This is a genomic window from Streptomyces sp. VTCC 41912, assembly GCF_045799175.1.
GTDB lineage: Bacteria > Actinomycetota > Actinomycetes > Streptomycetales > Streptomycetaceae > Streptomyces > Streptomyces albulus_C.
Map to the genome: position 1 here is coordinate 14,358 of NZ_JBJMAB010000015.1, position 25,094 is coordinate 39,451.

Sequence of the window (25,094 nt, forward strand, 5' to 3'; positions counted from 1 at the left end):
CGACCGTGCCGCCGCGGGCGATCGGCCGGAGTCGGCGCCGCGCGTGGCGCCGCGCCCCGAACGCCCGGCGGCGCCGTCAGGACAGCCGGACCGCCACCGTCACCACCGCGCCCCGGCGGTCCGCCGTGCCGGTGCCGGGGGCGACCGCGAACCGGTCCGCCACCAGCCGCGCCAGCCACAGCCCCCGCCCCTTCGGGGCACCGTCCAGGCCCGGCAGCAGCTCCGGGATCACCGCTTCGCTGAAGCCGGGGCCGGCGTCGCTGATCCGGCACTCCAACTCGTCGCCCACCCGCTGCAACACCAGGCGTCCGGAACCGCCGGCGTGCTCCACGGCGTTCCCCGCGATCTCGTCCACCGCCAGGACGAACTCCCCGCGCCGCGGTTCGTTCAGCCCCTCGCGGGCGGCGCACTCCTCGACCAGCAGCCGCAGCTGCGGCAGCAGCCGTGCGGTGAAGCGCCGCTGCAGCAGCCGGCGTCCGGGCTCCTCGGCCGGTACCTCCGCCTGACCGTGTCCGGCCGGTTCCGGGTTCAGCACGGCCCTACCACCTCCCTCGCCGCCAGCCGCGGCACCGCTTCGGCGCCGAGCCGGCGCAACGTCCGGTGCTGCCCGCGGTCGCAGCACACCTCGACCAGATCGTGGCCCGTGGCGCCCCGGACCAGGGTGAGCAGACCTACCGCGCAGCCCACCGACAGGAAGTGCAGCCGCGTCAGGTCCACGGTGAGCCGGCGGGCCGCCGCCGTGCGGGCCAGCGCGATCTCCAGCGACCGGACGAACCCGGCCCGATTGGCGGCGTCCGCCTCGCCGACGAAGACCACCGCCCCGTCCGGCCCGGACACCGCCCGCAGACTGCCCAGCCGCTCCAGTACGGCGCGCGGGTGGGCCCGCTCCATCGCGGTCACCACCGCCGGGTCGAACCGGCGGCGGTCGTACGCGCAGACCTCGGTGTACGGCCGCCCGGCGAACAGTGCGTGGGCGCCGGTCTCCCGGCGGGCCACCGCGGCCACGTCGGCGCCGAGCGCGGCCACCCAGCCCATGTCGATGAAGGCCCGCAGGCCGCTGTACCCCTCGGCCCGCGCCCGGTCGACCGCCGCGTGCAGCCGTGCCATCTGGCGGTCGGCGGTGAACTCGGCGTCGGGTGCGATCAGTTCCCGCATGCTGGTGACCCGCAGCTGGCCGCGCTCGCGCGCCCGGACGGTGCTGCGGCTGGGGAAGTCGATCCGGGCCAGCACCTCATCTTCCGGCACCGTCGGACACGGCAGGACCAGCACCTGCTCGCCGCGGGCCAGCCCGAGCCGGACGAAGGCCGTGACGGCCTCCCAGCGCACCTCGTCGTCGCCGTAGCCGACGAAGGCGTGGTCCCCGGGGCGCAGGCGTTGGACGGGGATGAGGCGATCGCTCAACGCGTCCCTGGCAGGCATCGGCACAACAGCTCTCTGTCTCCCCCCGCGGCCCGTCCCGTCGGCGGCGCTGAGCGCTCACTGTAGGCAGCCGCCGACCGGCCCGCAACGGAGCCGGCGGCGGTCGCGCGCGGACCGTCAGTCGAGTATCTCGAACGGGTCGCCGATGCGGAGCGTGCCCGCTCCGCGGGGGATCAGATTCTGGCCGAACACCAGACCGCCACCGAAGCGTCGGTGGCGGGCGAGGGTCCGCAGCGGCTCCTTGCCGCGCTCGGCGGTGAGCTGGTCGGTGGTGGTCACCACGCAGCGACCGCTGGGCTTGGCCACCTGGAACTCGACCGCGCCGATCCGCACCCGCCGCCAGTGGTCCTCCGCCCAGGGCGCGGTGCCCTCGATCACCACATTGGGCCGGAAACGGTTCATGGGCAGGGGCCCCTCGGCGGCCCGGTCGCCTTCGGCGATGAGGGAGTTGAGGGCGGTGAGCGAGGAGGTGGTGGTCAGCAGCAGGGGGAAGCCGTCGGCGAAGCTGACCGTGTCGCCGGGCGCGCCGTACTCCGGGTCCACCGGGCGGCGCTTCTCCGGGGCGTCCATGTGCACCAGCCGGCACGCGACGCCCAGGAAGCCGTGCCACCACGCGGCCGCCTCCGGGCCCGCGGGCACCGCCTGGACCACGTCACCGAAGACCTCGACCGCAACCGTGCCCATCGGCTCGGGAACCTCGACCACCAGCGCCGGCATGCCCGGTGCGGTGAGCCGCAGGGCGCCGCCGGACAGCTCCTCGGCCCGGGCCAACGTCATGCGCGGCTGCTGGCGTTGGGTGATCTGCCGGCCCTCGGCATCGACCACCAGCCACCGCCGGTCCCCGGCGAGCCCCCACGGTTCCACCACCGCTTCGCCGGGACCTGACCCCGTGAGGGCCTTGACCGGGTAGACGTGCAGCGACTGGACCTGTGGCGTGGGCATGCCCCCATCCTGCCAGCCGCTTCGCACCTCCGCTCGATCGGTCGGCTCAGTACCCCCGCGGGTACTGGCGGCCGTATCCCGGGTCGTCGAACGGCGAGGCGGGCCGCGGTGCGACCGGGGCGGCCGGACGCATCGCCTCGTACCCGGTGCCCGGAGCCGGGCGCTGGTGCTGCTGCGGGGGCGGATAGCCGCGGTTCCCGGCCTGCTGCGGGATGTACGGCGCCGGGGCGTGCTGCAACGGTGCGACCGGTTGCGCCGCGGCGCCCGGATACCCGTGGCCGGCCGCCGGCGCGGAGGGCGCCGCGGGCAGCGCCGGCAGCGCCGAGGGCAGTGCCGGGAGCGAGGACGAACCGGTCTCCCACGGGGAGGGGTTCACGCGGATCGGGGCGATCTGCGGGGTGCCCCGCTCCGCGACGAGGCTGTCGTAGATGGGGGTGTCCGGGAAGGAGGGCGATGCGTAGTAGCCGCCGCTGTAAGTGGAGCGGGGGGAGGTCATGCCTCATAAGTTAAGCCCACGATGTGTCGATTGGGGAGCCTGACAAGAGGGTTGTTTTACGGGTTCGGAGCGGCCCCGGGTCACCAAAGTGAGCGAACTTGTGAAAATCGGTCGCGATCGCCCGTAGGGATCGTGTAAAGACCCTGCTTCCCGAAGATGAACAGGGGGCGTTCGGGGCGTTCCGGGCCAAGTAGGTTGGAGGCAGCCACCGCTGACGGGGGCACGGACGCTCCACGACGACGGGGACGACAGGAAGGTGCGGCGATGTCGATGCTCAAGGGCGGCAACGTTCCGGTTCCGGCGCCGGCGGTCCGGGTGGAAGTCGGCTGGCGACCGGCGCCCGGGACGCCCGACGTGGACGCCTCGGCGCTCCTGCTGGTGTCCGGACGGGTCCGCGGCGACGCCGACTTCGTCTTCTACAACCAGCCGGAGCACGCCTCCGGAGCGGTGCGCCACGAGGGCAAGCGGCCGGCCGGCGCGGCGCTGACCGACGTCCTCCACGTCGACCTGGCCGCCGTCGAGCCGGCCGTCGACTCCGTGGTGCTGGCCGCCTCCGCCGACGGCGGCACCTTCGGCGGCGTGCCCGGGCTCCACGTACGGGTGCTGGCCGCCTCCGACGGCGCCGAACTGGCCCGGTTCGAGAGCCGGGACGCCACCACCGAGACCGCCTTCGTGCTCGGCGAGTTCTACCGCCGGCAGGGCGGCTGGAAGTTCCGCGCGGTGGGGCAGGGGTACGCCAGCGGGCTCGCGGGGCTGGCCACGGACTTCGGCATCAGCGTGGCGGACGCGCCCCCGGCCGCGTCGACGCCGGCGCCCGCCCCGGCACCTGCCCCGGCACCTGCTCCGCCACCGCCGGCCGCCCCGCCGGCGGCGCCCCCTGCGCCGTCCGTCGCCGCGCCGTTGCCGACCGGTCAACCGGTGGCGTCAATTCCGCCCCCGGCCGGCCACGGTGCGCCGGTGCCCGGGCCCGGTCCCGTCCGGCTGACGAAGGTCACCCTGACGAAGGACGCCCCGGCCGTTTCGTTGACGAAGCAGGGCGGCACGTCCGGGGTGATGCGGGTCAACCTCAACTGGAGCGCGGGCGGCGCCGGCAAGCGCCTCGGCAAGAAGCTCGGCCGCAAGGCGATGGAGGCACTGGGCGCCCGCGGCGCGCTGCTGCCGCCCTCCGGCGACCTCGACCTCGACCTGTGCGCGCTGTACGAACTCACCGACGGGGCGGCCGGGGTGGTGCACCCGCTCGCCCAGGCATTCGGCGACCTGCACGCCCCGCCGTACATCCAGCTCGACCGCGACGACCGCACCGGCGCCGTCGCGACCGGCGAGAACCTCACCATCAACCTCGACCACCAGGCCCGCTTCCGACGCGTCCTGATCTTCGTGACGATCTACGCCGGCGCCCGCAGCTTCGAGGGCCTGGACGCCACCGTCACCCTCCAGCCGCAGCACGGCGCCCCGGTCGAGTTCACCCTCGACGCCTGCACCGTGCCGGCCACCGTCTGCGCACTGGCCCTGATCACCAACACCGGCGGCGAACTGGTCGTCCAGCGCGAGGCCCGCTACCTGGTCCCCGAGCCGGGCGTCAGCCCCCAGCGGACCGTCGACCACGCCTACGGCTGGGGCCTGAACTGGTCCCCGGCCCGCAAGTGACCGCTCAGGGCGCGCCGTAGGTGCGGCCCTTCCACGCGGCGCCGCGCCCCCGGTAGTGCTGCACGGCCGAGTCGACGGTCATCAGGAGGTAGAGCAGCGCGGTGAACGGGAGCAGCGGCGCCGCCCACGGGGGCTGCCGGTAGTACCGCAGCATCGGCAGGTACGTCCCGCACATCACCGCCCAGGCCGCGCCGCCCAGCGCGGCCACCACCGGGGCGCCGCCCGCGAGCCCGGCCAGCAGGGCGGCCGGCGGCGCCAGATAGACCAGTGCGAGCCCCAGGACCGTGCCCAGCAGGAGCAGCGGTCGGTGCCGCAGTTGGGCGTAGGCGCTGCGGGAGACCATCCGCCACAGTTCCGCGAGCCGCGGATAGGGGCGCACGCTGGTCACCCGGTCCGCCAGCCCCAGCCAGACGGTCCCGCCGACCCGCCGCACCGCCCGCGCCAACGACACGTCGTCGATCACCGCGTGCCGGATGGCCTCCGGGACGCCGGCCCGCTCCGCGGTCTCCCGCCGCAGCAGCACGCACCCGCCCGCGGCCGCCGTGGTCCGGGCGCCCGGCCGGTTGACCCACCGGAACGGGTAGAGCTGCCCGAAGAAGTACACGAAGGCCGGCACGACCAGCCGCTCCCAGAAGGTCGCCACCCGCAGCCGGGCCATCTGGGACACCAGGTCCAGCCCCGCGGAGCGGGCCGCGGCGACCAACTCCCGCAGGCTGTCCGGGGCGTGGGCGATGTCCGCGTCGGTCAGCAGCAGGTACTCCGGTGCGGTGCGCTCCCGCGCGAGCGCGATGCCGTGCCGGACCGCCCACAGCTTCCCGGTCCAGCCGGGCTCGGGCTCGCCGGGGGAGGCGACGGTCAGCGGCAGCCCGCCCCCCGCGGCGGCCAGTTCGCGGGCGAGCGCGCCGGTCCCGTCGGTGCTCCCGTCGTCGATCAGGAAGACCTCCGCCCGGCCCGGGTACTTCTGCGCCAGCAGCGTCGGCAGGCTCGCCGGCAACACCGCCGCCTCGTCCCGCGCCGGCACCACCACCGCCACCGACGGCCAGCGGTCCGGGTCGCGCCGGTCCGGCAGCCGGACGTCGGTCCGCCAGAAGAAGCCCTGTCCCAGCAGCAGCCACAGCCAGGCCAGCAGCGACCCGGCGCCGATCCACTCCATCGCCTCCACGGCCGCAGTCTGCCCCACCGGGCCCGCCGCGGACCGTCGCTCGACACGCCCTCCCGGCGCCCCGCGGCCCGGCGGTCGCCCCCGGCCCGGTATGACAAACGGGAGGGGCCGTTGAGTAAAGTGTCCGGGTGAAGATCGCGCTGATGGACTCCGGAACCGGCCTGCTCCCGGCGGCCGCCGCCGTACGGCGCCTGCGGCCCGACGCGGACCTGGTGCTCTCCACCGACCCCGACGGCCTGCCATGGGGCCCGCGCACCCCCGACGACGTCACCGCGCACGCCCTGGCCGTGGCCCGGGCCGCCGCCGCGCACCGACCGGACGCGCTGATCGTCGCCTGCAACACCGCCTCGGTGCACGCGCTGCCCGCGCTCCGCGCCGCGCTGGAACCGGACATCCCGGTCATCGGCACCGTTCCGGCGATCAAGCCCGCCGCGGCCGGCGGCGGCCCGGTCGCCATCTGGGCCACCCCGGCCACCACCGGCAGCCCGTACCAGCGGGACCTCATCGCCCGGTTCGCCCAGGGCGTCGAGGTCGCCGGTGTGCCCTGCCCGGGCCTCGCCGACGCGGTCGAGCAGGCCGACGACGCCGCGATCGAGGCCGCGGTGACGGCCGCCGCACAGCACACCCCGCGCGAGGTCCGGGCCGTAGTCCTGGGCTGCACCCACTACGAACTGGTCGCCGAGCGCATCCGCGCCGCCGTCCAGCAGGCCGGCAATCCGCCGCTGGTGCTGCACGGCTCGGCCGAGGCGGTCGCCGCCCAGGCGCTGCGCCGCATCGGTGCCGAGCCGGCCCCCGCGGCCGCTCCCACCGGGACCCTCAGTGTGCTCCTCAGCGGCCGTCCGGGTGCCCTGCCCGAGGTGGTCCTGGCCTACGAGGAGGGCCGGCTGCTCGCCGGTGCCGTCCCGGCCGCGCCGTACACCGCCTGACCCGACGGCCGGCGCACCGCCGCGCTCCGGCGCACTGCCCCTGGGTGCGAAGGCGCGTACGCTGCGTCTCATGAGGGACCACCCCCACGAGGGGGCCGCAGCCCCCGACGAGCACGGCAGCACGGAAGGCGTCCCGGCCGGTGTCCGCCCGGCCGGTGGCTCCCATGCGGAGATTCCCGAGGTCTGGCACGGCCGGGCCTCCAACCGCGTCCAGTGGCTGTTGGCCGGCGTGGGCGCGGCCTGTCTGGCGCTGGGCATCGACCTCGCTGTCAACAGCACCTGGACCTCCGGCCTGGCGCCGCTGGTGATGGCGGTGGTCGGCTGCGTCGCGGCCGGTCTGCTGGTGCTCTTCGGCACCCTCGCCTTCGTCCACGTCGCGGTCCGGGTCGACGCCGACGCCCTGGAGGTGCGGTGCGGCCACATAGGAGTGCCGCGCCGCCGCATCCCCCTGGACACCGTCGTCGGTGCCGACTTCGCGCCCCGCGTCACCCCGCGCCACTGGGGCGGTTGGGGCTACCGCTGGCGGCCCGAGCAGGGCACGGCCGTCGTCGTCCGGCGCGGCGAGGCGATGGTGCTCCGGCTCGGCGACGGGCGCACCTTCACCGTCACGGTCGACGACGCCGAGGGCGCGGTGCGGTGCGTGCGCGAGCGGCTCCGGCTGCGCCGCCCGGCCTCGACGGCGTAGCGGCGGCGACGGCAGCCGCGCGGGGCCCCGGGAGCGCCTCCCGGGGCCCTGGCGCGTCCGGTGCGGCGTCGCGCGTCCGGGGTGCCCTCCCGCCGGTCCCGTAGGGTCGGGTGCATGGCGACCCCCGACTTCATCCGAGACCTCCGTACCGACATCGGCACGAAGCTGCTGTGGCTGCCGGGGGTGAGTGCGGTGGTGTTCGACGCGGCGGGCCGGGTGCTGCTGGGCAAGCGGGCCGACACCGGCGGCTGGTCGGTGATCGGCGGCATCCCCGACCCCGGTGAGCAGCCCGCCGAGACCGCGGTCCGCGAGGTGTACGAGGAGACCGCGGTGCGCGTCGTCCCCGAGGGCGTGGTCCTCGTCGAGACCATGCCGCCGACCCGCTACCCCAACGGCGACGTGTGCCAGTTCATGGACGTGACGCTGCGCTGCCGGGCGGTGGGTGGCGAGGCGAGGGTCAACGACGACGAGTCGCTGGAGGTCGGCTGGTTCGCGCTGGACGCCCTCCCGCCGCTGGACGACTATGCGCGCAACCGGATCGAGAAGGCGCGGGTGGCCGGACCGACGTGGTTCCAGGGCGTGGCGCAGCCGGAGCCCGAGGCGGCCGGCTGACGACGACCGGGGTCACAGCTCCGTCGTCGACGGCTCCTCCATCGGGAGCGAGGACTCGTCGGGCAGTCCGGGCAGCTCCGAGGCGTCCGGGGGATCGCCGGGGCCGGTGTCCTGCCCGGTGTCCTCGGTGTGCATCGCGCGTTCGCCCCGGCGGCACTCGGTGACCCAGGTGCCGGTCGGCCCGCCGCCGTACTGGCAGGACCAGCCGCGTACGGCCAGCGTCGGCGGTGGCCCGCCCGACTGCGGCGGCGCCTTGCGGAAGAACTCCGCCATCACCGTCCGTGCCTCCGTGCAGCCCACCGTGCCGGCGGCGCCGGGGTCCGCGAAGAGCGCCACGCCGTGCGCCTGCCCCAGGACTCCGGCGAGTTCGCCGCAGCTCACCGGCTGGCCCGGGATGGTGGGGGAGTCCTGCGGGGCCGGGGTGGTGTTCGGGGCCGGGGCCGAGGCGGCCGGTGCGTCTGCCGGGCCGTCCCCGCCCGCACAGCCGGCGGCTGCCAGGGCGAGCAGCACGGTCGGCACGGCGATCAGCCTGTGCATGGCGGCCTCCTCGTGGCGGCGGTGCGCCGTCGGCGCCCCGCGTCGTTCGACGCTAGGAGGCCGGGTGCGGCGGGGCGATCCGGGACGGCCGTTCGGGTGACGTGCCGCGGACCGGGCGGCGTCCTGCGCGGCACTGTTCCGGCGCCGGAACCACTGCGATCATGCGCAGATGACCGCGATCAGCAATCCCGGCACGCCGGCCGCCCCGGGCCCGGTGTCCCTCGCCCTGCACGGCCGGACCGCCCTGGTCACCGGCGCCGCCAGCGGTATCGGACGGGCCTGCGCCCGCCGGCTGGCCGCGGCCGGCGCCACCGTGCGGGCGGTGGACCGGGACGCCGCCGGGCTCACCGCACTGGCGGACGGGCTGCCCGCCGGCACCGCCGGCACCGTGGAGCCGCACCCGTTGGACCTCACCGACCTGGACGCCGCCGAGCGGGTCGCGGCCGGCAGCGACGTGCTGGTGAACAACGCCGGTATCCAACTCGTCCGGCCCATCGAGGACTTCCCGCCGGAGGTGTTCCACGAGGTGCTGACCGTGATGTTGGAGGCGCCCTTCCGGTTGCTGCGCGGGGCGTTGCCGCACATGTACCGGCAGGGCTGGGGCCGGATCGTGAACGTCTCGTCCGTGCACGGCCTGCGGGCCTCGCCGTTCAAGTCCGCGTACGTCGCCGCCAAGCACGGTCTGGAGGGGCTGTCGAAGACGGCCGCGCTGGAGGGGGCCGCGCACGGGGTGACCAGCAACTGCGTCAATCCCGGATACGTCCGCACGCCCCTGGTGGAGCGGCAGATCGCCGATCAGGCGGCGGCGCACGGCATCCCCGAGGAACGGGTGCTGAGCGAGGTCCTGCTGGTGGACTCGGCGCTCAAACGGCTGATCGAGCCCGAGGAGGTCGCCGAGGCGGTGGCGTTCCTGTGCACCCCGCAGGCGTCGTACATGACGGGGGCGTCGCTGGCGCTGGACGGGGGGTGGACCGCGCACTGAGCGGTGTGGCGGCCCGGGTTCCGGATGCGGCCGGTGGCGTGCTGCGGCAGCGTGGTGGCGGAGCTTCACGCCCCCTGCCGAGGCTCCGTACCCTCCCCACCGGACGAAGGAGTTCGCGATGGCCGACAAGGGCTCGATGGACAAGATGAAGGGCAAGGCCAAGGAGATGACGGGCAAGGCCACCGGCAACGAGCGGATGACCGCCGAGGGCCGCACCGACCAGGCCAAGGGCAAGACCAAGAGCGCCATGCACGGTGCCAAGGAGAAGGCCCGGGGCATGAAGGACTCGCTGAAGGACCGCGGCGACGCCTCCTGAGCTGACGCGGCGCACGCGCGCCGGCCGCGGGCCCCTGTGGATGCGCACCACAGGGGCCCGCGGCCGTTCTCGGACGGCGTTCCGGCGCGGTCGGGCGGGGGTTACGTGCGGAAATGGCAGCAGCGGTACGGGATTGCGCGGGCCCCGGGCGGGAGTCTCAACCGGGGCGCCGGGCGCGGGTTTTCGGCCAACCGCCATACTGCGAGCGATCCTCCGCCCGGCCCGAAGGGAACCGCCCGCCGTGTCCTCGCCCTCCCCCTCGCCCGCCGCTTCGCCCACCGACCGTGCCGACGTCGTCGTCATCGGGGCCGGACCCGCCGGGCTGACCGTGGCCAACGTGCTGCGGGCCGCCGGCGTCGACTGCCTCGTACTGGAGGCGGAGAGCCGGGAGTTCGTCGAGCGGCGGCCGCGCGCCGGGTTCGTCGAGGAGTGGGCGGTGCGGGCGCTCGGCCGGCACGGGCTGGCCGAGCGGTTGTGGGAACGGGCCGAGACGCAAGGGGAGTTCGAGTTCCGCGTCGACGGCGCCCGGCACACCGTGCGGACCGCCCGGCTGTCGGGCCGGCGGCACTTCGTCTATCCGCAGCCGCTGTTGGTCGGCGACCTGCTCGCCGCGTACGCGGACCGGGCGGGCGGCGCGGTGCGCTTCGAGGTGCGCGACGTGCGGCTGCACGACCTCGACGGGCCGCGGGCCGCGGTCTCGTACCGCGATCCGCACACCGGTGAGCGGCACCGGATCGCCTGCGACCACGTCGTGGGCGCGGACGGGGCGCGCGGGGTCAGCCGGGCCGCGATACCCGACGGGCGGGTGCGGATGACCCGTCACGACCACGGCGTCGCCTGGCTCGCGGTGCTGGCCGAGGCGCCGCCGTCCGCGGACGGCGTGGTGTTCGGCATCCACCCGCGCGGGTTCGGCGCGCACATGGCGCGCAGCGCCCGGGTCACCCGGTACTACCTGGAGGTCCCGGCCGGGGACGCGGCGGCGGACTGGCCCGACGAACGGGTGTGGGGGGAGCTGCGCGTCCGGCTCGCCGCGGACGGCGCCCGGCCGCTGCACGAGGGCCCGTTGAGCGAGAAGACCGTGCTGGCGATGCACAACTACGTGGTGGAGCCGATGGCGTACGGCCGGCTGCACCTGGCCGGCGACGCGGCGCACCTGCTCGCGCCGATCGCGGCGAAGGGCATGAACCTCGCGATCAACGACGCGCTGCTGCTCGGCGGGGCGCTGATCGCGCACTACAAGGGCGACGACCGTCCCCTGGCCGGGTACTCGGCGGCGGCGCTGCGGCGGGTCTGGCAGTACCTGGAGTTCTCGCAGTGGCTCTCGGAGGTGTTGCACGGCGCCTCGTCCGGCGACCGGTTCCGGGCCGGGACGGCCGCGGCCCGGCTGCGGCGGCTGCTCGGTTCGGAGGCCGCGGCCAAGGCGTTCGCCGGGTTGTACCTCGGCGAGGAGGCGGACCTGTAGGGGCCGGTGGCGGGGTCCGCGGCGGCCGGGCGCGGGAACGGGTGCGGGCCCGGCCGCCGGGAGTCCTGCGGTGGCGTCAGGCCGTGGCGTAGACGCGGGTGGCGAATTCGGCGACCTGGGCTTCGGTGAGGGTCTTGGCGAGGTTGGCCTCGGTGATCATGCCCACCAGTTGGTGGCCGCCCTTGACGTCGATCACCGGGAGGCGCTTGATCTGGTGCTGTTCCATGGTGCGCAGGACCTCGCCGGCGTCCGCTTCGGCGTCGATCCAGTGGATCTTGCTCTGCAACGAACCGGCCTGCACCGTCGCCGGGTCGATGCCCTCGGCGCAGCACCTGATGACGATGTCCCGGTCGGTGATCATCCCCGTCAGCCTGTTGTTGTCACCGCAGATCGGCAGGGCGCCGACCTTCAGGTCGCGCATCATCTGCGCCGCGTCCTTCAACGACTGGTGCGCACCGACGCATTGCACGCCGCCGGTCATGATGTCCCGGGCTCGCAGCTTGCCGGCCATGGTTCCTCCCGCTGTCACAGCGTTCTCGGCGATGGTGGTTCTCGACTGGTGGTCCGCGCGGCGTTCTCGGCCGTGTGCTGCCCGCCGGCCCGTCCGGGGTGCTCCGCCGCGTCGTTCCGGCGTGCCGATACGGGCCCGTGCGGGGCGACGACCGCACGCCTCGCGCGGCGTCCGCGCCGTTCGCACGGCGTCTTCCCTTCGATGACACCACGGATGGCGCAAGGTCGCTTCCGGGGCCGCAGCGCCGCCGACCGGGCCGGAATCCCCCGCGGTGCGGGCCCGGGTGCGGTGGCGCGGCACCTGCTGCCCCACCGGGGAATCGGGCATATCGTTCATAGTGTGGTAAGGCGCCGGGGGTGGACGGGGTGCGGGTCCGGGAGCCCGTTCCGGACCCGTTCCGCGAGGGCGTGCCAGCCGATCCGCCCATCGAAAGCTCCGTGAATCCGCTCGTCGAAAGAAGGGTTCCGATGCATGCTGCGCTCAGCTCCGCTGACCTCGCCAAGCTTCGCCGGCAGCGGCCCTATCCGGCCGTGTCGGTGCTGATGCCCACGCACCGTCGTGAGCCGGACAACGCACAGGACCCGGTCCTGCTGCGGAACATGCTCGCCGAGGCGAAGGAGCGGCTCCAGGTCGATCCGAACGTCTCCAGGGAGCGACGGATCGACGTCATCGAGCAGTTGGACAAGGCGGCGGCGGAGGTCGACCTGGCGCACGCCGAGGACGGCATGGTCCTCTTCGCCGCGCCGGGGGAGCACCAGGTGTGGTCGTTGGGCTGCACGGTGCCGGCCCGGGTGGTGCTCTCGGACACCTTCCTGACCCGCAACCTCGTCGCCGCGCACGCCGCCGAGCACCCCTTCTGGGTGCTGGCGCTCTCCGCCGACCACGTCACCCTGTGGAGCGGTGCGGTGGACCGTCTCACCGAGGTGCGGCGCGGCGGCTTCCCGCTGACCCGCAGCCTGGTCGACCCCGACCCCGAGGACCAGTTGCAGGTGGGCGACGTGCCCAGCACCTTCCGCAACGAGCACACCCGCAAGTTCCTGCGGGAGGCGGACACCGCGCTGGCCACCGTCCTCAAGGCCGACCCCCGGCCGCTGTACGTGGTCGGTGAGGCGCCCGCGCTCTCCCTCTTCGACGACGCGGGGACGGTCATGCGGGGCGGCACCGGCCTGAAGATCGCGGTGACGCAGGTGCCGCAGGCCGGGTTGGCCGCCGGACCGTCCGAGTCCCTCTGGCAGGCCGTCCGCCCGTACGCGGAGAAGCGCGCGGAGGCCGAAGTCGCCGACGTGCTGGCCCAACTGGACCGGGCCCGCGGGCGGCGGACCTTCGCGGCGGGACTGGACGAGATCCGGCAGAGCGCCGAGAGCGGCCGCGTCGCCCTGCTGGCCGTGGAGGAGAACTACCGGGAGACCGTACGGGAGACCGGCGGCCACGTGGTGCCCGCCGACCCCAGTGCCCGGGACGCCGTCGACGACATCGTGGACTCGATCGTCGAGCGGTCCCTGGACACCGGCGCCGAGGTGCGGTTCGTGCCGGACGGCGTGCTCGCCGAGGTGGGCGGCATCGCGGGGACGCTGCGCTACTAGGGCGGGTCCGCCGGGCAGTGCCACGACGGTGGCCGACGGGGAGTCCGTCGGTCACCGTCGTCGTGCGGTCGCAGCGGCGTGGAGTCGTGGTGGGCCGGGCGCTGCGGCGCCGGTCGGGCCGCGTCCCGGCCTCACGCTCACGCCGGAAGCAGGCGGAAGTGCCGGGTGAACCAGTCGCGCGCGAGGGCGGACACCGTGTCCAAGGCCCCCCGTTCCTCGAAGAGATGGGTGGCTCCGGGGACGATTTCGAGGCGGTTCTCGCAGGTCAGCGCCGACTGGGCCTGGCGGTTGAGGTCGAGGACGAGGGTGTCGGCGCCGCCCACGATCAACAGCGTCGGGGCCTGTACGGAGGCGAGCAGGGAGTGGCCCGCGAGGTCGGGGCGACCGCCGCGGGAGACCACGGCGCCGATGTCCGCGTCGGGGTAGGCAGCGGCCCTGAGGGCGGCGGCGGCGCCGGTGCTGGCGCCGAAGTAGCCGATCGGTACGGCTTCCCGGGCGCGGAGCCAGCGGGTGGCCTCGGCCAGGCGGCGGGCCAGGGTGTCGATGTCGAAGACCTTGGCCCGGTCGGCCTCCTCGGCCGGGGTGAGCAGGTCGAAGAGCAGGGTGCCCAGGCCGGCGCGGTTCAGCGTGGCGGCCACCGCGCGGTTGCGCGGGCTGCGCCGGCTGCTGCCGGAGCCGTGTGCGAACATCACGATCGGACCGCCGCCGCCGGCGGCCAGGGTGAGGTCGCCGGTCAGCCGGACCGGACCGGCCTCGATCCGCACCTCCTCGGTGCCGCCCGCGCCGCGTGCCGCCCGCGGGCCGACGGCGGTCGCGCCGGCCCGTTCGGTGGTGCCGCCCGCCGCCTGGGACAGCAGCGCGATCACCTCGTCGTCCGAGGTCTGGGAGAAGTCCCGGTACCACTCGCCCACCGCGGAGAACGCGTACGGGGTCGACAGGCAGACGAACTCGTCGGCCGCGGTGCGCAGGCGCGCGGCCGCGTCCGGCGGGGCCACCGGCACCGCCAGCACGACCCGGGCGGCGCCCTGGGCGCGGACCACCCGGCAGGCGGCGGCCGCGGTCGCCCCGGTCGCGATGCCGTCGTCGATGACGATCGCGGTGCGGCCGTCGAGCGGCAACCGTCGCCGGCCGGCCCGGAACCGCCCCGCCTGCCGGGCGAGTTCCGCCTCCTCGGTGCGCTGCACCGCGTCGACGTCCGCCGGACCGATCCGGCCCCGGCGGATGATGTCCTCGCTGAGGACCCGCACGCCGCCCTCGCCGATCGCGCCGAAGCCCAGCTCCGGTTGGTACGGGACGCCGAGCTTGCGGACCACGATCACGTCGAGGGGGGCGCCGAGCGCCTGGGCCACCTGATAGGCCACCGGCACCCCGCCGCGGGGCAGCCCCAGGACGACGGGATCGTCCTTCGCCACGTGGCGCAACGCCTCGGCCAGCTGCCGTCCGGCGTCCGCGCGGTCGGTGAACAGCACTGTGTGCACCCCCTACTCAGGGGAGTCGGAAGCCACGTCCACACCTAGAACCGGCATAACCCCATCCGAGGTCGTTCCGCAAGTCAGGGCGGGCCCGGCGGGACGGGGCCGGGGCGTGCCGGCGGGGCCAGCAGCTCCGCGATGGCCTGGACCGACCACCGCGGGTGCACCCCCGGGCACGCGGCGAGATGGGTCGCGGTTCGGTGCGGGCTCCAGCCGTGCGTGGTGCTGAGGCCCGCCGCGATGTGCCGCAGGTAGGCGGCGGACGGCGGGTTCGGGGGGACCTCGGTGCTGCGCCAGGGCGCGGTGAAGGTCAGCACGGGGTGGCCGTCGAGCCGACCGGCGCAGACCAGCGTCTCGTAGCGGCCCGGCCCGAGCCGGTCGCGTCCGCGGGTGAGGACGCCCGTCAGGTCGAGGTCGCCCTCCGGGGTGCGGTACATCTCCTGGGCCGCGACGTCCGAGAACTGAGAGGCCGTCAGGAGATAGCCGCGGGCGGGGAGTTCGCCGTCGCCGTCGGGGTCGTAGAAGGCGCGGCCGCCGGTCCACACCACCGATTCGGTGGCGAAGTAGAGCCGGCCGCGCAGCAGGAGCGGGGCGCTGCACCGGGGCGGGCGGGGGTCGCGGCAGCCGGGGAACTCCCGTCGCCCGCCCGGCGGGCGGCCCCCGACGAGGTAGTGCCAAAACCGCTCCGGGTGGGTGTTGGACCCGTACGCCGCGTACCAGACGTGCGTGACGGCGGGCGGGCGGGAAGGGCTCCCGTCGGCGCCGAGGGGTTCCGGGGCGCGGGGCGCGGTCACCCCTCCACGGTACCGCCGCCGGGCGCCCCGGCCGCCGGGGAATCCGGGGGTGCGGCCGGCTGGGGGTGCCGTCGGTGGTGCCTCCGGGCGGGCCGTGCGGCCCGCCGGGTCACTCGGGCCGGCCGATCAGGCGGCGGGCCGCCGAACGGGCCACGGTCAGCGCGCGGTCGTGGTCCGTGCCGCGCTGTCCGAGGACGACCCGGGTGCTCAACCCGTCGAGCAGCGCCAGGAGTTCACCGGCCCGCGCGGTGGTGTCCATCGGGGCGAAGCGGCCGCGCGCCACCCCCCTGGCGAGCAGCGAGGCCAGATCGTCCTGCCACCCCTGGTCCATCTCCTCCTGTGCGCGGTGCAGCTCGTCGTTGGAGGGGGTGCGGGCCCACAGTTCGATCCACAGCATCCAGCGGGCGTCGCGCGGTCCGCGTGGCAGGTAGAGCTCCAGGAAGAGGTCGAGCTTGCGCTCCGCGGTCAGCCGCCGTGCCAGCAGCGCCGCGCGCTCCTCGGCGAGCGCGGCCTCGCTCCACCGGAGCGCCTCCAGCAGCAGCAGGTCCTTGCTGCCGAAGTAGTAGAGGATGTGGCCGCCGCTGGTGCCCAGCCGCTCGGCGAGGGCCGACATGGTGAGCGCGGCGAGTCCGTCCTCGGCGATGGCCGCCATCGCCTCCTCCAGCATGCGCTCCTGGGCGATGTGCCCGTCGCGCCGTCGTGCCGCCCGTCCCACCCGTGGTGCCCTTCGCTCGTGTTGCCCTCTGAGGCCGACCCTATCGGCGAATTCGTGCAGAGGTCTTGACGGCCGGGGGAGTGGTCACACATCTTGAATGCCGTTCTAGAACTTAGAACGGCATTCAAGATCTGTGTGGGTACGGAAGGGCAGGCGCGATGGCACAGCAGCAGCCGGACACCGGGGGCATCGGCACCGTCGATCCCGACGGAACCGCAGGTCAGCGCCGTACGGCCGGTGCCCAACGGGAGAGTGACGAGGTCTTCAAGGTCGAGACCCACGGCATCGACCCGATCCCCGACGACGAGCGGCACGGCAGCGCCCGCGACGTCTTCTGGCTCTGGTTCGGCTCCAACCTCACCTTCACCTACGTGATCAACGGTGCGCTCGCGGTCTCCTTCGGCCTCTCCTTCTGGCAGGCCACCGGCGTGATCGTGCTCGGCGGACTGGCGTTCTTCGTGATCAGCGCCGCCGGCCTGAGCGGCATCCGCACCGGCACCGCCACCCTGGTGATCTCCCGCGCCGCCTTCGGCGTCCGCGGCAACTGGCCCGCCGGCCTGCTCAACTGGGTGGTGAGCATCGGCTACACCATCGTCAACACGGTCGTCGGCACGCTCGCCCTGGAAGCCTTCTTCGCCGACCTGGGCTGGCAGGGCGGCGCCGCCGCCCGCGCCCTCGCGCTGCTGATCACCCTCGCCCTGACCTTCGTGGTGGCGATGTGGGGGCACGCCACCGTCCAGTTCGCCGAACGTTGGATGGCCTACGTACTGGCCGTCGGCTTCGCCGCGCTGCTGGTCCTGGTGCTGCCCGGGGCGCACGTCGACGCCCCCGGCGGTCCGGCCGGCGCCGCGGGCTGGAGCCTGGCGTTCGTGGTGATGCTGGCCGGCCCCATCTCGTACGTGCCGATGCCCGCCGACTACACGCGCTACCTGCCGCAGTCCACCTCGCTGCGCTCGCTGACCTGGTACGGCGCCCTCGGCGGCTTCGTCTCCTCGGTGGCGCTCGGGGTGATCGGCGCGGCGGCGGCGACCCGCACCGAGATGACCGACGCGGTGGCCGGCACGGAGAAGCTGCTCCCGGGGTGGTTCCAGGCCGCCTTCCTGGCCCTGGTGCTGCTCGGCTCGGTCACCAACTCGATCATCACGCTCTACTCGTCCAGCCTGAACCTCCAGGTCCTCGGCATCCCCTGGAGCCGCTCCAAGGCGATCCTGATCAGCGCCGCCGTCACCGCGCTCGGCGCGCTGGGCGCCCTGTTCTTCACCGACTTCACCGAGTCGCTGCTCTCCTTCCTCTCCCTGCTGATCATCGTCTTCGCCCCCTGGGGCGGGGTCTTCCTGGCCGACATGCTGATGCGCCGCTGCCGCTACGACACCGGGTCGCTGCACACCGGCCCGGCCGGCCGGTACTGGTACCGCAACGGGTACCACGCCCCGGGCATGGCGGCCCTCCTGATCGGCATGGCCTTCGCCGCGCTGACCTGCCACTCCGAACTGTGGACCGGCCCGCTGGTCGCCCCGCTGGGCGGCGCCGACCTCACCCTCCTCGGTGCCGTCGTCTCCGGCCTCGTCTACTGGGCGCTCGCCCGGCGCACGGTCGCCGCCACCACCCCGGCCGCCTGACCCGCCCGCTCCGCCCCGCCACGGCGGCCCCGCCGGCCCCTCCCGGCCCCCGGCCCCTCCCGACCAATCGATCGTCCGTACCACCGCACGACCCAGGAGACCCCGCGATGTCCCGTACCACCGCCCCGACCGGACCCGCCGACCTGGTCCTCACCGGCGCCCGCATCCACACCGTCGACCCGGAGCTGCCGGCGGCCCAGGCACTCGCCGTGCGCGACGGCCGGATCGCCTGGCTCGGCGCGGACGCCGACGCCGCCCGCTGGACCGGCCCCGACACCACGGTCATCGACGCCGGCGGCCGGCTGGTGCTGCCCGGATTCATCGACGCCCACAACCACGTCCGGCTCGGCTCCGACGACGCCTGCGTCCAACTCGCCGGCGTCCGCACCCTGGACGCCATCCACCACGAGATCCGCACGTGGCACGCCGCGCACCCCGACGCCGAGTGGATCGAGGCCGAGGCGTTCGACTACTCCGCGATCCCCGACGGCCGGATGCCGCGCGCCACCGACCTCGACCCCGCCACCGGCGACACCCCCGCCTTCGTCCTCAGCTACGACGTGCACACCGCCTGGTTGAACACCGCGGCACTGCGCCGCCTGGGCATCGACCGGGACCACACCAGCCTGCCGTTCGGCGAGGCCGAGACCGACCCGGAATCCGGCGAACCCACCGGATTCATCAAGGACTTCGCGGTCAAGGGCCTCTCCCGCGACGGCCACCGCGCCCTCAAGGAGCTCGGCGTCCCGTGGGCCGGCGCCGACCGCCAGTACGGGCGGCTCGCCAAGAGCCTCGACGACGCCATCCGGTTCGGCATCACCACCGTCGTGGAACCCCAGAACTCCCTCGACGACCTCTCCCTCTTCGAGCGCGCCCGCACCGAGGGCCGACTCCGTTCCCGGATCGTCGCGGCGCTCTTCCACCCGCGCGGCACCACCGACGCCGACCTGGACGACTTCGCCGCCGCGGCGCAGCGCTTCGCCGACGACCGGCTGCGGGTCGGCCCGCTCAAGCTCTACATCGACGACGTCGTCGAACCCCGCACCGCGGCCCTCCTGGAGCCCTACGCCGGCTGCGGCCACCACCGCGGCGAGACCTTCTACCCGGCCGCCGAGTTCGGCGAGCTGCTGGTCAAGCTGGACGCGCGCGGCTTCCAGTGCTTCGTGCACGCCACCGGCGACCGCGGCATCCGCACCGTCCTGGACGCCGTCGAGGCCGCCCGGGCGGCCAACGGCCCCCGCGACGCCCGCCACCAGGTCGTGCACGTCGAATGCCTGGACCCGGCGGACACCTCGCGCTTCGCCGAGCTGGGCGTGGTCGCCTGCATGCAGCCCCGGCACTGCGCCCCGGAGATCGCCGGCCCCGGCCAGGACTGGGCGGAGAACGTGGGTCCGGAGCGCTGGCACAAGGCGTGGCCGATGCGCAGCCTGCACTCCGCCGGTGCCGTACTGGCCTTCTCCAGCGACTGGAACGTCGCCGAGATGGACCCCATGATCGGCATCTACACCGCCCTCACCCGGCAGCCGCTGGGCGGCGGCGTGGCCTGGCAGCCCGAGGAGACGGTGAGCGTCGAGACCGCCGTGCACGCCTACACCATGGGCTCCGCGTACGCCAACTTCCTGGAGGAGGAACGGGGTTCGCTGACCGTCGGCAAGCTCGCCGACTTCGTGGTGCTCTCCCGGGACATCCTCCGGGCCGCACCCGAGGACATCCCCGGCACGGTGGCGGAGACCGTCGTGGTCGGCGGCGAGATCGTCCACGAGAGCGGGCGGTGACCGCCGGCGGGGGACGCCCGACCCCGTAATCGGGCGAATGTTCGAGGAGGGGGCGGTCCGGGGGCGGCGGCGCCGGCACGGGGGCAGGATGAGCCTATGCTGCTCGCCGCCGTCGCCCGCGTGTCCGCGGAGGTCGCCGCCACCACGGCCCGCTCGCGGAAGACGGCGCTGCTGGCCGAGCTGTTCCGCGCCGCCGCCCCCGAGGACGCCCCGGTGGTCATCCCCTACCTGGCCGGGCGGCTGCCCCAGGGCAGGATCGGCATCGGCTGGAGCGCCCTGCGCGACCCGCCGCCACCCGCCGACCGGGCCACCCTCACCGTCCGCGACGCGGACCGGGCACTGACCGCGCTGGCCCGGGTGGCCGGCCCCGGTGCCCAGGCCGAGCGGCGGCGCCTGGTCCGCGACCTCCTCGCCGCCGCCACCGCCGAGGAGCAGCGCTTCCTGCACGGGCTGCTGACCGGCGAGGTCCGTCAGGGCGCCCTGGACGCGCTCGCCGTCGAGGGGCTCGCCGCCGCCACCGGCGCGGCCCCGGACGCGGTCCGGCGCGCCGTGATGCTCGCCGGCTCGCTCCCGGACGTCGCCCGGGCGCTGCTCTCGGAGGGGCCGCCGGCCCTGGCCGACTTCCGGCTCACCGTCGGCCGGCCGGTCGGACCGATGCTCGCGCAGACCGCCGCCTCGGTGGCCGAGGCGATCGACCGGCTCGGCCGCTGCGCCGTGGAGGAGAAGCTCGACGGCATCCGGGTGCAGGTGCACCGGGACGGCCCCGACGTGCGGATCCACACCCGTACCCTGGACGAGGTCACCGACCGGCTGCCCGAGGTCGTGGCCCTCGTCCGGGCGCTGCCCGCCGCGCGCCTGATCCTCGACGGCGAGGTGATCGCCCTGGGGCCGGACGGCCGCCCGGTCCCGTTCCAGCGGGTCGCCGGCCGGTTCGGCTCCCGTACGGACGTCGCCGCGGCCCTGGCCGCCCTCCCGCTGACCCCGGTCTTCTTCGACCTGCTCGCGCTCGACGACCGGGCGCTGCTGGACCTCCCCGGCGAGCAGCGGCACGCCGAACTCGCCGCCTGCGTACCGGAGTCGGCCCGGGTGCGGCGCTGCGTGGTGGCGGACCCGGACGACCCCGGGGCGCGCGCCGCCGCCGCGGAGTTCTTCGACCGCACCCTGGCGCGCGGCCACGAGGGCGTCGTGGTCAAGGCCCTCGACGCGCCCTACGGCGCCGGCCGGCGCGGCGCGGCCTGGCTGAAGGTCAAGCCCGTGCACACCCTGGACCTGGTGGTGCTGGCGGCGGAGTGGGGCCACGGCCGCCGCACCGGCAAGCTCTCCAACCTGCACCTGGGGGCGCGGGCCGCGGACGGCGGGTTCGTCATGCTGGGCAAGACCTTCAAGGGGCTCACCGACGCCACCCTCACCTGGCAGACCGCGCGGCTCCAGGAGCTGGCCGTCGCGGACGACGGGCACGTGGTGACGGTCCGCCCGGAACTCGTCGTGGAGATCGCCTACGACGGGTTGCAGACCTCGTCCCGCTACCCGGCCGGGGTCACCCTGCGGTTCGCCCGCGTGGTGCGCTACCGGGACGACAAGCCGGCCGCGGAGGCCGACACCCTCGACACCGTGCGCGCCGCCCACGGCTGACCCGGCCCCCGGCGGCGGACGGGAAGGGAGCACCGGATCGATGGCAGGCAGACGCAGCGCCGGACTGCTGCTGCACCGCAGCGGCGCCGACGGCGGCACCGAGGTGCTGCTGGCGCACATGGGCGGCCCGCTGTGGGCCCGTCGGGACGCCGGCGCCTGGTCGGTGCCCAAGGGCGAGTACGTGCCGCCGGAGGAGCCGCTGGCCGCCGCCCGCCGGGAGTTCACCGAGGAACTGGGGCTGCCGCCCCCCAAGGGGCGGTACGTGCCGTTGGGGGACGTCCGCCAGTCCGGCGGGAAGGTGGTGACGGTCTGGGCCGTCGCGGGCGACCTCGACCCGGCGGCGATCACGCCCGGCACCTTCGAGCTGGAGTGGCCGCGCGGCTCCGGGACGCTCCGCAGCTTCCCGGAGGTCGACCGGGTGGCGTGGTGCACCCCCCAGCGGGCGCGCGCACGGCTGGTCACCGCGCAGCGGGAGTTCCTGGACCGGCTGGCGGACGCGCTGGCCGACGGGGCCGGCGACGCCCGCTGACCGCACCGGCCGCACCGGCCGGCCCGCCCGGGCGGGCCGGCCGGTGCGCCGCGGTCACTTCACCGCGCCCAGCGACAGCCCCTGCACCAGCTTGTCCTGCGCGGCGAACCCGGCGACGAGCACCGGCAGCGACACCACGGTGGCCGCCGCGCACACCTTCGCCAGGAACAGCCCCTGGCTCGTGACCAGTCCGGTCAGGAACACCGGCGAGGTGCCGGCCACGACGCCGGTCAGCACCCGCGCGAACAGCAGCTCGTTCCAGCTGAAGATGAACGAGATCAGCGCGGTCGCGGCGATGCCCGGCAGGGCGACCGGCCCCACGATCCGCAGCAGCGTCGTGGGCAGCCCCGCCCCGTCGATCGACGCCGCCTCCAGGATCTCCACCGGCACCTCGGCCAGGAACGACCGCATCATCCACACCGCGATCGGCAGGTTCATCGAGGTGTAGAGGATGACCAGCAGCCAGATGCTGTCCAGCATCCGGGTGTTCTGCGCGACCAGGTAGACCGGCAGCAACCCGGCCACCAGCGGCAGCATCTTCGTGGAGAGGAAGAAGAACAGCACGTCCCGCCACTTGCGCACCGGCCGGATGGACAGCGCGTACGCCGCCGGCACCGCCAGCGCCAGGACCAGCAGCGTCGAAGCCACCGAGGCCGTCAGGGAGTTGAGCAGCGGCGGCCAGGGACTCACCCCCGCGCCGCCGACCCCGAAGAACTCCCGGTAGCCGTGCAGGGTGAGCGGTGCCACCAGGCTCGGCGGGTTGGTCGCGGCGTCCGGCTCGCGGTGGAAGGAGGTCAGCACCATCCACGCCACCGGCAGGAAGAAGGCGATCCCGCACGCCCAGGCCAGCAGGCCCAGTGCCGCCCCGCGCACCCGCCGTCCGTCCCTGCGGTCTCCTCGCGTCATCGGGTGATCTCCTCGCGCAGCAGGGACGACACGGTGCGCAGGGCGAAGTTCGCCACCAGCAGTGAGCAGAGCACCACCACGACGCCCTGCGCGGACGCCCGGCCGTAGTCATGGGCCTGGTAGAAGGTCTGGTAGATCGTGTAGGGCAGGTTGGCGGTGCCCAGCCCGCCCGAGGTGAGGGTGAACACCGCGTCGAAGTTCTGCACGACGTACACCGTCCCCAGCAGCGCCGCCAGTTCCAGGTAGCGCCGCAGGTGCGGCAGGGTGAGGTGGCGGAAGACGTCGAAGGTCGAGGCGCCGTCCATCCGGGCCGCCTCCACCGCGTCCGCCGGCCGGCTCTGCAACCCCGCCAGCAGGATCAGCATCATGAACGGCGTCCACTGCCAGATCAGCGACAGCTCGACCGCGAGGAGCGGTGAGTCGGTCATCCAGTCCGGCTGCGGCGGGTCGCCGGCCCCGAACAGGTGCCAGAGCCAGGTCAGCGCCCCGTTGAACAGTCCGTACGAGGCGTTGTAGAGCGCGTGCTTCCACAGCAGCGCGGCGGCCACCGGCACCACCAGGAACGGGGTGATCAGCAGGGTGCGGACGACGCCCCGGCCGCGGAAGCTCCGGTCCAGCAGCAGCGCCAGCCCCAGCCCCAGCACCAGGCTGACCAGCACCACCGTCACCGTCAGCAGCACCGTCGTGCCCACCGACGAGCGCAACGCCGGATCGGTGACCACCGCCCGGTAGTTGTCGAAGGCGGCGAACCCGCGGTGGTCGGGCGCCAGCGCGTTCCACCGCATGAACGAGATCACCACCGTGACCACGAACGGCAGTTGGGTGACCAGGATCAGGAAGACCAGCGCGGGCAGCAGCGGGGCGCGCCGGGCCCAGCCCTTGGCCCGCTCAGCGACCGGTGTACGCATCGGACACCTCCCGCGCCAGTCGCTGGCCCGCCCGCAGCGCGTCGTCCACGCTCTGCTTGCCGGCGATCGCCGCGCTGATCTCCTGCGACACCTTGGTGCCCAGGTCGGAGAACTCCGGTATGCCCACGAACTGGATCCCGGGCGCCGGCCGCGGCTGCACCCCCGGGTCGTCCGGCCGGGCCGAGGTGATCGCCCGCTCGGTCGCCGCGGCGAACGCCCCGGCCTCCTTCAGGTAGTCCGGGTCGCGGTAGAGCGAGGCCCGTTTCCCGGCGGGCACCCGCGACCAGCCCAGTTCCCGCCCCGCCAACTCCTCGTACGCCTTCCCGGACGCCCAGCGGACGAACTCCCAGGCGGCCTCCTGGTGCGTGCTGGCCTTCTGGATGCCCCAGGCCCAGGTGTAGAGCCATCCCGCGCCGGCGGTCCGCTCGACCGGTGCCGGTGCGTACCCGATCCGGCCGGCGACCGGCGAGTCCGCGCTCTCCAGCGAACCGGCCCCCGCGGTCGCGTCGTACCACATGGCGACCTTGCCCTGCTGCATGTCGTTGAGGCACTCGGTGTACCCGGCCTGCGGTGCGCCGGGCTCCCCGTGCGCGCGCAGCAGTCCGACGTAGAACCGGGCCGCCCTGGCGAACTCGGGGGAGTCCACGCGGGCCCGCCAGTCCTTGTCGAACCACGTCCCGCCGAAGGTGTTGACCACCGTCGTCAGCGGCGCGGTCAACTGCCCCCAACCGGGCTGCCCGCGCAGGCAGATGCCCTTCAGGCCCTTCCGGGAGCCGTCCAACTTGGCTGCCATGGCGGCGACTTGGGACCACGTTGGATGGGCGGGCATGGTCAGCCCGGCGGCCTTGAAGAGGTCCTTGCGGTACATCAGGAACGACGACTCGCCGTAGAACGGCTCCGCGTAGACCTCGCCGTCGGCCGCGGTGAGCGAGGAGCGCACCGGGGCGAGCAGGTCCTTCTGGTCGAACTGCGGGTCCTTCGCGGCCCGTTCGCCCAGCGGGGTGAGCCAGCCGTTGCGGGCGTAGATGGGCGTCTCGTAGTTGCTGAGGCTGGCCACGTCGTACTGTCCGGCCTGGCTGGAGAAGTCCTGGCTCATCTTGTCGCGGAGGTCGTCCTCCGGCAGCACGGTGAAGTGGACCCGGATGCCGGTCTCCTTGGTGAAGTGCTCGGCGGTGAGCCGTTGCAGGTCCACCATCTGCGGGTTGTTCACCATCAACACGTTGAGGGTGCGCGGCCCGTCGTCGCCGGTTCCGCCGGCGCCGCGGTAGCAGCCGGCGGTGGCCAACGACAGGGCCGCCACGACGGCGGCCAGCCAGCGCCCGCGGCGGCCCGTGCCGCCGACGGCTCCGGGGGATCGTGCTCGCACGGCTCCTGCCTTTCCAAGGTGACGCGGCCCGTGGGGGGGCGGGCCTGTGTAACGAACATGGGCATGTCAGATAGGTGCGGGTGGTCGGATCGAGGGCG

25 protein-coding genes are annotated in these 25,094 nt (G+C 74.6%); 12 read left to right on the forward strand and 13 right to left on the reverse strand.

The features are described 5' to 3' along the window. Positions 1–76: 76 nt before the first annotated feature. From ACJ6WD_RS21515 to ACJ6WD_RS21530, 4 genes are all read right to left on the reverse strand, one after another. Positions 77–535, reverse strand: a complete 459-nt coding sequence (locus tag ACJ6WD_RS21515; RefSeq protein ID WP_020931230.1) for an ATP-binding protein — start codon at positions 533–535, stop codon at positions 77–79. Continuing rightward, positions 529–1,419, reverse strand: coding sequence for an MEDS domain-containing protein (locus ACJ6WD_RS21520; RefSeq protein ID WP_233659597.1), 891 nt, complete (start codon positions 1,417–1,419; stop codon positions 529–531). Before ACJ6WD_RS21520 ends, ACJ6WD_RS21515 begins: the two co-directional genes overlap by 7 nt. Before the next feature lie 117 nt (positions 1,420–1,536). After that, positions 1,537–2,361 carry an MOSC domain-containing protein gene (locus ACJ6WD_RS21525; protein ID WP_407616343.1) on the reverse strand — a complete coding sequence of 275 codons (825 nt, stop codon included), beginning with the start codon at positions 2,359–2,361 and terminating at the stop codon, positions 1,537–1,539. A gap of 46 nt (positions 2,362–2,407) precedes the next feature. Further along, positions 2,408–2,857, reverse strand: a complete 450-nt coding sequence (locus ACJ6WD_RS21530) for a DUF6643 family protein (RefSeq protein ID WP_016576093.1) — start codon at positions 2,855–2,857, stop codon at positions 2,408–2,410. A 264-nt stretch (positions 2,858–3,121) separates the two neighbouring features. On the opposite strand from ACJ6WD_RS21530, the gene ACJ6WD_RS21535 reads away from it, so the two are divergent. Continuing rightward, positions 3,122–4,504, forward strand: coding sequence for a TerD family protein (locus tag ACJ6WD_RS21535; RefSeq protein WP_407616344.1), 1,383 nt, complete (start codon positions 3,122–3,124; stop codon positions 4,502–4,504). A 4-nt stretch (positions 4,505–4,508) separates the two neighbouring features. Here the strand turns inward: ACJ6WD_RS21535 and ACJ6WD_RS21540 are convergent, their stop codons facing one another. Continuing rightward, positions 4,509–5,657, reverse strand: a complete 1,149-nt coding sequence (locus ACJ6WD_RS21540; RefSeq protein ID WP_407616382.1) for a glycosyltransferase — start codon at positions 5,655–5,657, stop codon at positions 4,509–4,511. A gap of 137 nt (positions 5,658–5,794) precedes the next feature. On the opposite strand from ACJ6WD_RS21540, the gene ACJ6WD_RS21545 reads away from it, so the two are divergent. The 3 genes from ACJ6WD_RS21545 to ACJ6WD_RS21555 all read left to right on the forward strand — a co-directional run bounded on the left by ACJ6WD_RS21545 (position 5,795) and on the right by ACJ6WD_RS21555 (position 7,889). After that, positions 5,795–6,592 carry a glutamate racemase gene (locus tag ACJ6WD_RS21545; RefSeq protein ID WP_016576090.1) on the forward strand — a complete coding sequence of 266 codons (798 nt, stop codon included), beginning with the start codon at positions 5,795–5,797 and terminating at the stop codon, positions 6,590–6,592. A 70-nt stretch (positions 6,593–6,662) separates the two neighbouring features. Then, positions 6,663–7,277, forward strand: coding sequence for a hypothetical protein (locus tag ACJ6WD_RS21550; protein ID WP_233659600.1), 615 nt, complete (start codon positions 6,663–6,665; stop codon positions 7,275–7,277). A gap of 114 nt (positions 7,278–7,391) precedes the next feature. After that, positions 7,392–7,889 carry an NUDIX domain-containing protein gene (locus ACJ6WD_RS21555; protein ID WP_233659601.1) on the forward strand — a complete coding sequence of 166 codons (498 nt, stop codon included), beginning with the start codon at positions 7,392–7,394 and terminating at the stop codon, positions 7,887–7,889. Between the two features lie 12 nt (positions 7,890–7,901). Here ACJ6WD_RS21555 and ACJ6WD_RS21560 read toward each other — a convergent pair whose 3' ends face one another. After that, complete coding sequence (locus tag ACJ6WD_RS21560) at positions 7,902–8,426, reverse strand: hypothetical protein (protein WP_376439141.1); 525 nt, start codon at positions 8,424–8,426, stop codon at positions 7,902–7,904. Positions 8,427–8,595: 169 nt separating this feature from the next. On the opposite strand from ACJ6WD_RS21560, the gene ACJ6WD_RS21565 reads away from it, so the two are divergent. From ACJ6WD_RS21565 to ACJ6WD_RS21575, 3 genes are all read left to right on the forward strand, one after another. Next, positions 8,596–9,408 carry a 3-hydroxybutyrate dehydrogenase gene (locus tag ACJ6WD_RS21565; protein WP_233659603.1) on the forward strand — a complete coding sequence of 271 codons (813 nt, stop codon included), beginning with the start codon at positions 8,596–8,598 and terminating at the stop codon, positions 9,406–9,408. 118 nt (positions 9,409–9,526) lie between these two features. Continuing rightward, a complete protein-coding gene (locus ACJ6WD_RS21570; protein WP_016575537.1) occupies positions 9,527–9,724 on the forward strand; it encodes a CsbD family protein in 198 nt (65 codons plus the stop codon). A 241-nt stretch (positions 9,725–9,965) separates the two neighbouring features. Further along, entirely contained in the window at positions 9,966–11,186 is a 1,221-nt protein-coding gene (locus ACJ6WD_RS21575) for a 4-hydroxybenzoate 3-monooxygenase (RefSeq protein ID WP_407616345.1), read from the forward strand. A gap of 76 nt (positions 11,187–11,262) precedes the next feature. On the opposite strand, the gene ACJ6WD_RS21580 is transcribed toward ACJ6WD_RS21575, so the two are convergent. Beyond that, a complete protein-coding gene (locus ACJ6WD_RS21580; protein ID WP_233659605.1) occupies positions 11,263–11,697 on the reverse strand; it encodes a CBS domain-containing protein in 435 nt (144 codons plus the stop codon). Positions 11,698–12,164: 467 nt separating this feature from the next. Here ACJ6WD_RS21580 and ACJ6WD_RS21585 point away from each other — a divergent pair, with 467 nt between their 5' ends. Continuing rightward, positions 12,165–13,280 carry a chemotaxis protein gene (locus ACJ6WD_RS21585; RefSeq protein ID WP_407616346.1) on the forward strand — a complete coding sequence of 372 codons (1,116 nt, stop codon included), beginning with the start codon at positions 12,165–12,167 and terminating at the stop codon, positions 13,278–13,280. A gap of 137 nt (positions 13,281–13,417) precedes the next feature. On the opposite strand, the gene ACJ6WD_RS21590 is transcribed toward ACJ6WD_RS21585, so the two are convergent. From ACJ6WD_RS21590 to ACJ6WD_RS21600, 3 genes are all read right to left on the reverse strand, one after another. Next, a complete protein-coding gene (locus ACJ6WD_RS21590; protein WP_407616347.1) occupies positions 13,418–14,749 on the reverse strand; it encodes a phosphoribosyltransferase family protein in 1,332 nt (443 codons plus the stop codon). A gap of 83 nt (positions 14,750–14,832) precedes the next feature. Next, entirely contained in the window at positions 14,833–15,546 is a 714-nt protein-coding gene (locus ACJ6WD_RS21595; protein ID WP_407616348.1) for a histone deacetylase, read from the reverse strand. 109 nt (positions 15,547–15,655) lie between these two features. Continuing rightward, positions 15,656–16,261, reverse strand: coding sequence for a TetR/AcrR family transcriptional regulator (locus ACJ6WD_RS21600; RefSeq protein WP_331249727.1), 606 nt, complete (start codon positions 16,259–16,261; stop codon positions 15,656–15,658). A 158-nt stretch (positions 16,262–16,419) separates the two neighbouring features. On the opposite strand from ACJ6WD_RS21600, the gene ACJ6WD_RS21605 reads away from it, so the two are divergent. The 4 genes from ACJ6WD_RS21605 to ACJ6WD_RS21620 all read left to right on the forward strand — a co-directional run bounded on the left by ACJ6WD_RS21605 (position 16,420) and on the right by ACJ6WD_RS21620 (position 21,816). Beyond that, positions 16,420–17,880 carry a cytosine permease gene (locus ACJ6WD_RS21605; protein WP_016572990.1) on the forward strand — a complete coding sequence of 487 codons (1,461 nt, stop codon included), beginning with the start codon at positions 16,420–16,422 and terminating at the stop codon, positions 17,878–17,880. A 107-nt stretch (positions 17,881–17,987) separates the two neighbouring features. Continuing rightward, entirely contained in the window at positions 17,988–19,655 is a 1,668-nt protein-coding gene (locus tag ACJ6WD_RS21610; RefSeq protein WP_407616349.1) for an amidohydrolase, read from the forward strand. Positions 19,656–19,751: 96 nt separating this feature from the next. Continuing rightward, positions 19,752–21,287 (forward strand): ATP-dependent DNA ligase, encoded by a 1,536-nt coding sequence (locus tag ACJ6WD_RS21615; RefSeq protein ID WP_233659611.1) that lies wholly within the window; start codon positions 19,752–19,754, stop codon positions 21,285–21,287. Between the two features lie 40 nt (positions 21,288–21,327). Further along, positions 21,328–21,816, forward strand: coding sequence for an NUDIX domain-containing protein (locus ACJ6WD_RS21620; RefSeq protein WP_331250086.1), 489 nt, complete (start codon positions 21,328–21,330; stop codon positions 21,814–21,816). A gap of 54 nt (positions 21,817–21,870) precedes the next feature. Here the strand turns inward: ACJ6WD_RS21620 and ACJ6WD_RS21625 are convergent, their stop codons facing one another. From ACJ6WD_RS21625 to ACJ6WD_RS21635, 3 genes are read right to left on the reverse strand one after another with little or no spacing between them, the layout of a single operon-like run. Then, positions 21,871–22,722, reverse strand: a complete 852-nt coding sequence (locus ACJ6WD_RS21625; protein WP_037636971.1) for a carbohydrate ABC transporter permease — start codon at positions 22,720–22,722, stop codon at positions 21,871–21,873. Further along, positions 22,719–23,630, reverse strand: coding sequence for a carbohydrate ABC transporter permease (locus ACJ6WD_RS21630; RefSeq protein ID WP_233659613.1), 912 nt, complete (start codon positions 23,628–23,630; stop codon positions 22,719–22,721). Before ACJ6WD_RS21630 ends, ACJ6WD_RS21625 begins: the two co-directional genes overlap by 4 nt. Next, positions 23,611–24,996 (reverse strand): ABC transporter substrate-binding protein, encoded by a 1,386-nt coding sequence (locus ACJ6WD_RS21635; RefSeq protein ID WP_376556591.1) that lies wholly within the window; start codon positions 24,994–24,996, stop codon positions 23,611–23,613. The genes ACJ6WD_RS21630 and ACJ6WD_RS21635 overlap by 20 nt, the downstream gene beginning before the upstream one ends. Positions 24,997–25,094: the final 98 nt, after the last annotated feature.

Bases quoted from the DNA above. Each gene is read 5' to 3' on its own strand.
- ACJ6WD_RS21530 (WP_016576093.1), bottom strand. From the start codon at position 2,857: ATGACCTCCCCCCGCTCCACTTACAGCGGCGGCTACTACGCATCGCCC.
- ACJ6WD_RS21560 (WP_376439141.1), bottom strand. From the start codon at position 8,426: ATGCACAGGCTGATCGCCGTGCCGACCGTGCTGCTCGCCCTGGCAGCC.
- ACJ6WD_RS21540 (WP_407616382.1), bottom strand. From the start codon at position 5,657: ATGGAGTGGATCGGCGCCGGGTCGCTGCTGGCCTGGCTGTGGCTGCTG.
- ACJ6WD_RS21555 (WP_233659601.1), top strand. From the start codon at position 7,392: ATGGCGACCCCCGACTTCATCCGAGACCTCCGTACCGACATCGGCACG.
- ACJ6WD_RS21535 (WP_407616344.1), top strand. From the start codon at position 3,122: ATGTCGATGCTCAAGGGCGGCAACGTTCCGGTTCCGGCGCCGGCGGTC.
- ACJ6WD_RS21570 (WP_016575537.1), top strand. From the start codon at position 9,527: ATGGCCGACAAGGGCTCGATGGACAAGATGAAGGGCAAGGCCAAGGAG.
- ACJ6WD_RS21620 (WP_331250086.1), top strand. From the start codon at position 21,328: ATGGCAGGCAGACGCAGCGCCGGACTGCTGCTGCACCGCAGCGGCGCC.
- ACJ6WD_RS21625 (WP_037636971.1), bottom strand. From the start codon at position 22,722: ATGACGCGAGGAGACCGCAGGGACGGACGGCGGGTGCGCGGGGCGGCA.
- ACJ6WD_RS21615 (WP_233659611.1), top strand. From the start codon at position 19,752: ATGCTGCTCGCCGCCGTCGCCCGCGTGTCCGCGGAGGTCGCCGCCACC.
- ACJ6WD_RS21525 (WP_407616343.1), bottom strand. From the start codon at position 2,361: ATGCCCACGCCACAGGTCCAGTCGCTGCACGTCTACCCGGTCAAGGCC.
- ACJ6WD_RS21605 (WP_016572990.1), top strand. From the start codon at position 16,420: ATGGCACAGCAGCAGCCGGACACCGGGGGCATCGGCACCGTCGATCCC.
- ACJ6WD_RS21630 (WP_233659613.1), bottom strand. From the start codon at position 23,630: ATGCGTACACCGGTCGCTGAGCGGGCCAAGGGCTGGGCCCGGCGCGCC.
- ACJ6WD_RS21520 (WP_233659597.1), bottom strand. From the start codon at position 1,419: ATGCCTGCCAGGGACGCGTTGAGCGATCGCCTCATCCCCGTCCAACGC.
- ACJ6WD_RS21585 (WP_407616346.1), top strand. From the start codon at position 12,165: ATGCATGCTGCGCTCAGCTCCGCTGACCTCGCCAAGCTTCGCCGGCAG.
- ACJ6WD_RS21610 (WP_407616349.1), top strand. From the start codon at position 17,988: ATGTCCCGTACCACCGCCCCGACCGGACCCGCCGACCTGGTCCTCACC.
- ACJ6WD_RS21580 (WP_233659605.1), bottom strand. From the start codon at position 11,697: ATGGCCGGCAAGCTGCGAGCCCGGGACATCATGACCGGCGGCGTGCAA.
- ACJ6WD_RS21565 (WP_233659603.1), top strand. From the start codon at position 8,596: ATGACCGCGATCAGCAATCCCGGCACGCCGGCCGCCCCGGGCCCGGTG.
- ACJ6WD_RS21550 (WP_233659600.1), top strand. From the start codon at position 6,663: ATGAGGGACCACCCCCACGAGGGGGCCGCAGCCCCCGACGAGCACGGC.